Annotated in this window: 3 protein-coding genes; all 3 read left to right on the forward strand. The window is 56.6% G+C overall.

Annotated elements, in window-relative coordinates; all coding sequences use genetic code 11:
- Window positions 1–612 precede the first annotated feature (612 nt).
- From DMX06_RS25775 to DMX06_RS25785, 3 genes are read left to right on the forward strand one after another with little or no spacing between them, the layout of a single operon-like run.
- Window positions 613–2,034, forward strand: coding sequence for a hypothetical protein (locus DMX06_RS25775; RefSeq protein ID WP_146232243.1), 1,422 nt, complete (start codon window positions 613–615; stop codon window positions 2,032–2,034).
- An 11-nt stretch (window positions 2,035–2,045) separates the two neighbouring features.
- A complete protein-coding gene (locus tag DMX06_RS25780) occupies window positions 2,046–4,433 on the forward strand; it encodes a hypothetical protein (protein WP_110739953.1) in 2,388 nt (795 codons plus the stop codon).
- Window positions 4,430–8,089, forward strand: a complete 3,660-nt coding sequence (locus DMX06_RS25785; protein ID WP_146232244.1) for a hypothetical protein — start codon at window positions 4,430–4,432, stop codon at window positions 8,087–8,089. The genes DMX06_RS25780 and DMX06_RS25785 overlap by 4 nt, the downstream gene beginning before the upstream one ends.
- Window positions 8,090–8,385 lie beyond the last annotated feature (296 nt).

The following is an 8,385-nucleotide window of genomic DNA, read 5'->3' on the forward strand; positions in this document are numbered from 1 at the left end:
GTGGGTTGAGGGGGCTGAAGAACAGCGCCAGAGGCAGGTCAGGGCCTTGCAGGGCGTTGACCTTGGCCTCGAGCAGGTTGATAGAGACGGTGTATTGGCCCGTGCGCGGGTCGACACCGCCTTGCAGATAACCCATGAAGTTGAAGGCGTTGGAGTGCAAAGAAGTGCTGGCGGACATGGGGCGAGGCTCCTTGTAAAAGCGGTATGAGTCACACCGTGGCACTGGCTAGTGTCCTGTCTCGGAAATACGTTCTCTTTTGACGAGTGGCTTGGGTGTTCGGCCAAGGCGCCGCGACGAGTCATAGCAGGGCTATGGCGAGGAGTGGCAACGCCGGCCGGGCGCCCAAGACGCCGTCAAAAGTGAACAGCTTATTTCCGAGACAGGACACTAGATGCCGGGCAAGTGATCAGGCACGAGACTACTGTTCGTGACCGCGAAAGGGCACCTGGTAATTTTGTCAGTTTTCACAGAGGAACTTCCGTCGTACAACAGCCTCATCGAGACACTTCGGCGTCGTGCCGATTTGAATGTGGGAGCTGTTTATGGAACGTCTAGCACCTTTTAACGCCCCTGACCCCGACCTGCAGCGGTTCATCCAGGTGTATCCCCCCTTGGACGAGCAAGTCGTTGTTCCGTGCTATCTGGACATTCGTGAAAATCGCGAAGTGAATCCACCTAGACCTCGGTTGACACTGGATATTAACGAGATCGAAGAGAGCCTTGCTGTTGCCGTAGTGCCCTATGCCGGCATGGCAAAAGACGACAAGTTAATTCTGGTGCTCGAAGCATATCCCTACGAGGGAGAGCCGTTTGAGCCAAGAGAGTGGCCGAAAGTCTTGGGCGAGGGGGATGTGAACAAGCCTGTGGTGTTCAAAATACCGCGTAATGTATTTGAGCAGCCGATTGATCTGGTGGGCTGTTACATCGGATTGTCTGTTCGCTTGGTCCGTGACGAAGACGAGGTGTTGTCTTCGTTGAACCAGACCATCTTTATTGAGCGCGGGGCACAGGAATCGCATTTTCTGCGAGCACCGAACTTCAAGGACGTCACCAGCCACACGCTGTTCGCCGATGAACTGCCAGACGGTGTCGAGCTCATGGCCTTCGAGCAGGGCGATGCACAAACCGGTGATAGCGTCGTCGTATTTGACGGGAGCGATGGTGTGGCGGCTTGGGGGGTGCTTGAACAAGCACAGCCAGGTACCCCGTTGCTGCTCAGGGTCCCTGCCAGTTGGTTTGAGGAGGCTATTGTAGGTACGCATTCGGTGAGGGTTCAATATGCCGGTGCCAATCGCTCTTTCAGAACGCATTCGTTGTTGTTCAAGGTGGCGACAACACGAGATCTTCCAGACCCCTCAGTTGTAAGTAATAACCCATTTAGGTTGTTACGGACGGGGTTCGAGGTCAGCGTGCTTATCAGTGACGCCACCTCGACCGGCACGATAGTTGTGCATCTGGGCACAGTAGTAGGTACAGGGGCGAATGCAGTCAGAACCAGCTTTGCACAAACCAAGGTGTACGTAGTACGTGAAAATAATTTCGTATTTTACTTTGCTCCGCAACAGCTTGGTGTTCTCTTGGGAAGGGAGAACACACACGCCTATTACTCGGTGGGGGTGGATGAACCTATTTATTCGGGAACGTCGCCAGCTAGTTTTACAGCCCCGAAAGGAGATGAGTTAGAAAATTTCCCGAGGTTGCAGTGCCCAAAGGCTGCGGGCAGTGCGGGATTGTCAATTACGCGTTTGAACGGAAACAACGTGGAAATCCATATCGGCTCCTGGCTGCTGATGGGGGTGGGTCAAGTTGTAGATATACAAGCGCACATAGGTACTGCCGTTCACCCGCTGCTGCGCAGGGAAGTCACGGAAAAGGACCTTGAAGATAAACGTATCGACGCCAACTTGAGCAATTCAGTCGTGGTCGCGGCCGGACCAGGCAAGACGATTCGTTTCACATGTGAAGTGAATTTCAATAATGGCTCAGGGGCGGGGTTCATGTTGATGCCCGTTGATATTGATATCACGGCGTAACGGAGGCAGGCATGGCCAATCTGTATAGGTTGATCGAGTGGTTGAAACTCAAGAGTCGCGTATTCACCTGGGACGTGGTGGCCACCTTGCATGCCGGGAAAGTCAATCACCTACTTGAGCAAGGCTACATAAAAAGCTTCACCGATAACAGCTACCTCCCAACTTTTTCCGAACCGGTGGTGGTCAATGGTGTGCTGACCTATTACTTGCACGAATTTCTGTTGGACTGGCCACGCATGTCGTTCGATGACCGGGGGCTTGATGACTCGCTTGCGCGCTTGAACATGGTCGTCATCGCTGGGCGTCTGGTGTCGCTTTCTGCGATCCCCAATGGTTGGCAAGTATACAGCCTGGAGGCTATCACGCCACTGCATGGGCCAGTGCTCAGCCTTGATGTATTGCTGAGCCAAGCGGGTGGGAGGGTGGAAGACGATGGCCGTCTGCTGCTGGACCTGAGCAAAAGTGACAATTTTTCAATCGACATCGATGATGATGATGAAGTCAGGATCATTACCGGTGAACTGTTTCAGGCGCTTTTCAGAAAGCTCGACCCAGCGCAACGCGTCTATGTGTTGGGGAGAATAAATAACGACGCCCCTGAGTACTTGCGCCCCTACTCGTTTGCCTTGCGTACTCAGTATGATGACGAACTTGCCGGCGAAGAGGCTGGGGCGGTACTGGTTTTCATCAGCCTCAAGCCTGATCATAAAGGCGAGCCCCCACACAGTGGGGCCGACTTCCAGTATTTGTTGCCCAGCGATTATCCGGATTACGACGCGGCGGTGTTGCTCAGCACGCGCAGGATCATGTTACTGGCCTTGGTGCCACTGTTGCAGGAACGCTTCGGATCCTCACCGACGATTTGTTACAACGATGAGTTACTGGGTTGGCTGGCTGTACCCGATGCCTATATTGAAATGGAACCGCTCGTAGACTTTATTGATCAAGGTGTTTTGGGGTGGGATATCTGGGTCAGTATCAATACGCCGCCCGGAAAACTGAAAGACGCCGCCAATGTGTCCTGCTGGCAGCGCACAGACGACTGCAAGGACCAGGATTTCGTCATTACCCTGACCGAAACGGGCGCGGACTTGACCTGGAAAATCGATGTCAGCATCACCCTTGACCTGATCGCGGGGCTCACTGATTCGAATGCCAAGCGTGAAGCGCCACGTACGCTCAGGTATCACTACACCACCCATTACAAGGTTGTGGATGAAACGCCGGCGCGGGTGGTGCGAGAACCCGGCGTATTCGAGGCAGTCGATGCAGCGGCATTCGATCAGGAACTCCTGGCTTATTTGAAAGGATATTACGAGTACTACAAAGATCGCGATCCATCAGGCAGCGCACTGGCAGTATTGAGTAAATGTGTTGCTCATATGAGGGCCTACGCCGGTAAGGCAGTGGCCAACCTTGATGAGCAGATGCTGATCGACGCGCCGGTCAATAAATGGGTCGATCAACTGATCGAGCTCAGCTTCGGCGAAACCATGCTCGAGAGCATCACTCGCGGGCCTTGCGATGTTGCGCGTTTCGGGCAGGTGGCCGTGGCGGCGGATGCGCCGAAGGTATCGCCGGTATGGCCGATCATTGGCGGCGGCGAAGAACAGCGGTTCGAGGTGCAGAGTGGATCGGTGGTGACGTGGGAGATCGAACCGGTCGTGCCCGGCCCGGCGTTAGGCCGTATCGACAAGCATTCCGGGGTCTACACCGCACCCTCGTCCGACCAGTTCAGCGCTCCCTTGTGGCGTGAGCGGATCAAGGCCACGACAGCGACCGGCGCGGTGGGCTACAGCCTGGCCACGGTGACCCGGGAAAACCTGCTGGTATCGCCGCTGGTTCGATTCTGTCAGCCAGACGAAGAAGTGGCATTGGTCGCCAGTGCGTCGGCGGCCAACCCCGATACGCTGCAGTGGAGCGCGCAAGCCGGCCAGTTCGATTCGGCCATAGGAAAAACGGTCATGTACACCGCACCCGTCAAGGACAGGAAGCAGGCGTACGTAGTCGATCCAGTAGCGGTAAGCGACCCTGTGTCCGGCGCTACCTTCACGGCTTATCTGATCACCCTGATGACCAATCCGAAGACGATCCTGGTGACGGTTGCCGAAGATGCAGGTTCAGCGCAGCTGCGCGTTCCAAACCACGAGCTTTGGCCCGCCGATGAAGTCGAGTGGACAGTGAGGGGGCCTGGGTGTCTCGTCCCTGTCGAGGGCGAGGTGAGGGCGACGTATACACCGGACCCCACCTCGGATGCACCGTTCGCCCTGGTCGAGCTCGAGATCAGGGAGTACGACGCCAAGCGTCCGTCCAATGAGCCCATCCGAATACGCGGCGTGGTCATCCTGCCACTGCCGCTACATCGCTATGCCTTGCCTGAAGAGTCTGCTCAGCCATGAACGAGGAAGCACATATGAATACTACGATTCCCAAGGTGGTCGCGTCATGGATGGCCAGCCCCGAAAATGCCGACATGCTTGGCTGGGACATGATCGTCGCGCTGCCGATCGAGCTGGTCAACGAAAGCGTATTGCAAGCGCTGCTGCGCAAGTTCGCAGGGGGTGACGCTCCTGGCGGCCTGGAAGGCAAGGTCGAGTTACCCAACTCTTCCTTGCTGCATCATCTTGAGGGCTACCGGCTCACCAGCCCCCAGCTGCACGCAGGCTCCAGCAACTACGTCAACAACCAGGTCAGAATGAGCGTGTCAATGGAAGGGGGGGTCCATATGCTGACCCGCAATTCCGTCGAGGTGATGCAGCTCAGCGCGCATACGCCGCTGAATGCGCTCAAACCAAGTTTCGAGGTGCCGATTGCGCTGGCAGGCGGAAAATTGAGCACGGACCTGCGCAACGGCTCCGGTCATGAGTTGACCTTGGGCGGGGGCGACTTCGAGGATACGTACGCCGGCAAGGAACTGGGCGCTATGCTCAGCCAGTTGGCCGAGGCTTCCGCACAGTTGGACCTTACCTTGCTGCAACCTTCGGGGCAAAACCCACTGCGCCGAGTCGCTCGCCTGGAGGTGCGGGTGCAGAGCAGCACGGATGCGCCCTCCGACGAGGGGCCAGAGCGGCAGAGTCTGTTGCTGTTCGTGGCGTTCGAACATGGCGGCAAGGGCGAGGTACCGGTGGGGGGCAACGCCTTTCCCTACCTGGCCGGGCTAGAGGGCGCAAAACAGCGTTGCACGGTGCTTCTGTCGCAGCATCTGCTGCATAGGGTGGCGTTCGGGCAAAGTATCATGACGGCGCTTCAGGAGGGTGATTTCAGCTACGAGGCCGGTGCCGGCCGGCCACTGTCCTCCATCACGGCGACTGCAGGCGAACTGCAACTTTCGGGCGGGGCGTACGGCCGCCGGCATATCAGCTATGACTTCGATCCCCTGGTATTGCCAGCGGCCACGGGGAACAAGGCACTCACTGTCGAGTTTTCCTCCGATCAGGCGGTCATGCGTTGGCAGCCTAGGTCCAAGATCAATTTCCGTTACAGCGTATTGGGTGGCGCGAGCGTTCCGCTTGAGGTGGAGGTCGAGCCACTGCTGGAGTATCGCTTGCAGCTTACGGGAGCCGCAGAGGGTGATGAGCTGCTGCAGGCGCACTGGAGCGAGCGTGAAGGTCTGCGTTCGAAGTGTTTTGCCGGGTTGCCCGAGACGTTGCAGGAGGAGATGACCGCAGATATCGAGACCTTCATCCGTTTGCGTTACCTGCAGGCTGTCAATGCTCGCGTACCGATTCGTATCGCTGAGCAACTCTTGCCATTCATGCGGCTGTTCGACAGTCGCAGCATGCGCTGGGAAGTAGGCGCCGCGCCCAACAATCTGGTTGTGGTGGGAGGCTTTGACAATGCCGCTGGCGTTTTCGAGATCGTCGAGCAGGAAACGCAACTGGCGCCAGGGCAGGAGCATACCTTTACGGTTCAGCCTGAACGCAGTGGTCTGCAGTGGACGGTCGAACGGTTGCCCGGTTACGGCGGCGACCTGGGAGGTTTCAAGAGCCCAGGTGTCTATGTTGCCCCCTCGTCCAGTCAGATCGATGGGCCGACCTTGAGGGTCAAGGTGGTGGCGACCGACCCTGTCAGTGGCTGGCGAAGTTCGGTCCTGGTGTGTGTGAACAGTATAGGGCTGTTGATGACGCCGTTGTTCGTGCAGCTTCTGCCTGGGCATGAGCGCCAGACCCGTGTCGATCTGTCAGTCGCAACCGCACAGGAAGGGGAGTTCACATGGTCGATCATCGACCCGGTCGAAGGTCAGAGTGGAACAGTCGATCCAGACGCAGAGGATGCTAGCAAATCGGTGTTCACGGTGGGGCCGATCCAGGACGACAAGACGTATGTGATCGATCAGGTCGCAGTGTCGAACATCTTGACCGGCGAGACACAGAGGGGCGTCTTGCTCAGTGTGCACAATGACCCAGGCCTGGAAGTTGTGCCTGCCGCAGCTCAGCGTGGCGCGCAAGGGTTGCAGCTGGAGGCGTTCTATGGTGACACGTCGATTACGCCCATTTGGTCCTGGACAGGCCCTGGCAGCGTCACTGAAGAGGGGGTCTACCTGCCCGACCCTACAACTGCCGAGCATTTTGTACTGATAGTGGCAAGTTATGAGCGCAGGGGTACGGTACATGAAGGCCATATTGTGCTGCCGCTGCCGCTGGACAGTTTCCCGGCCGTGCGACGGGCGCAGGTGAATCGTGGCCTCAGGTTACGCAAGACGGGCGTGGCGCGTACCGCGCAGGAACCACCGAAGTTCGACCTGATTCCAGCCAGCGGAGTCGAGGTACCGCCGCTGCGTGAAGTTCAGTTCAGCTTCCCGTTGGTGGATCCAGCGACCGTCGAGTGGTCGGTTACCCGAACAGACGGCGACCCTGCGGGCATGGGCAAGATAACCAATAAAGGGTTGTATACCTCGGGGTCAGCCATTGCAGGTACCGATACCGTGCATGCCACGGTTAAAGGGCTTGGGAGTGTCATCGCCGAAGGGGCCAGCCTCGTGCACAATCGCCCGAGCGAGCAAGCTGCGTGGAATACGCTCAAAAATTTCACGGTGAAGGCAACGGCATTTAATGGTAATGGCAGCTTGTATCCCAACGGTTATCAGCAGTTGGAAATCGAGGTCGACGTTACTGCGGAGAATAATGCGACTATCGGCCGGGATGAACTGGCGACCTTGCAACTGTTTTCCAGTAATCATCATCAGGGCGTCCCTCGCCTGCAGCCTGGGCGCGACAGACTCGATGAAGCTGGTGTGCACTGGGCGCTTGCCGACGCGCCGAACAAGTACGATCCGGCCACGCCGCAGGGGCTGGCTGCTGTTAACAGCGGGCAGATTGAACTCGAGAAGGAAAAGTATTTTTTACAAAGTCGTGCCCGCCCCAAGACAAACGAAACAATCTATGCGGGTTTCCAGGACCGCTATGGCTGCTGGTACTACAGTTCGTCTCAGCAAGGGGGGGATGAAGGCGTTACTGTGACAGCGCTGGAGCATAAACCGGAGAGTTCAAGAATCAAGCTGGAGGTTAGGCAGCTCAAGCCAATTGTTAAAATTCCAACGGGTGAGGACTATGATTTTGTCTTGAATACGACGGATTACTGGACGCTTGAAAGCCCTGATAAATATTTCGCATGCGCAGTGGTCGATGGTGCTGACGCATCAACGGAGCGTAAGAGTCTGGTTACTTGGGAAAATGAAAGCAGGCTGGAAATACTGGCCAGTTATACTGGGCTGGTATTTATTCCCCATGACACGCGAGCAGTTCAGGACGATATGTCCTTTGATGAAGATCTACCTAGGTTGCATGCTCGCTTTGAGACGCTGGCGAGAGACAAGGTAGATAAAAGCTGGCTGCCTCAAAGTGGTCTGGTTATTTCCAATTATCGTGTGGACACGCTGCCGTTCAACCAGGCAGACAGCCAAATGGTGAATCGGTACAAGGGGCCGTTGGTATTCAAACTGCTTGATACGCAGGGGAATACCACCGGTTTGAAAATTGAATATTCGGGTGCTGGGGCGAGACGGCGCGATGAGTTGGCGGTCAGGGAGGTGATAGCTGACGAATTCGAAGATTAGAATCGGTGCCGATTTAGTATCAGGTACGGTGGTCCTGTTTTTGTAGCGTCTGTGTTTTCAGTTTGGATGGTTTTTACTTGGTGTTCATTTCCTTTTATGGTTCAAGGAGCGTCTAGCCATGTCCGCTAATACATCGTTGCATTCCAATGCCTTCAACTTCATGGGCTATCTGCAAGGCGGTGTCGACCCGCGCACGGGCCAGTACACCGTCTCTATCAATCTGCTCGAGGCCAAGGTCAACGCCCTGCAAGGCCCTGACCTGCCTCTGGCGCTGTTCTTCAGCCCCCTCAACCCAG

The sequence above is a fragment of the Pseudomonas mosselii genome, from assembly GCF_003205295.1.
Classification (GTDB): domain Bacteria; phylum Pseudomonadota; class Gammaproteobacteria; order Pseudomonadales; family Pseudomonadaceae; genus Aquipseudomonas; species Aquipseudomonas mosselii_B.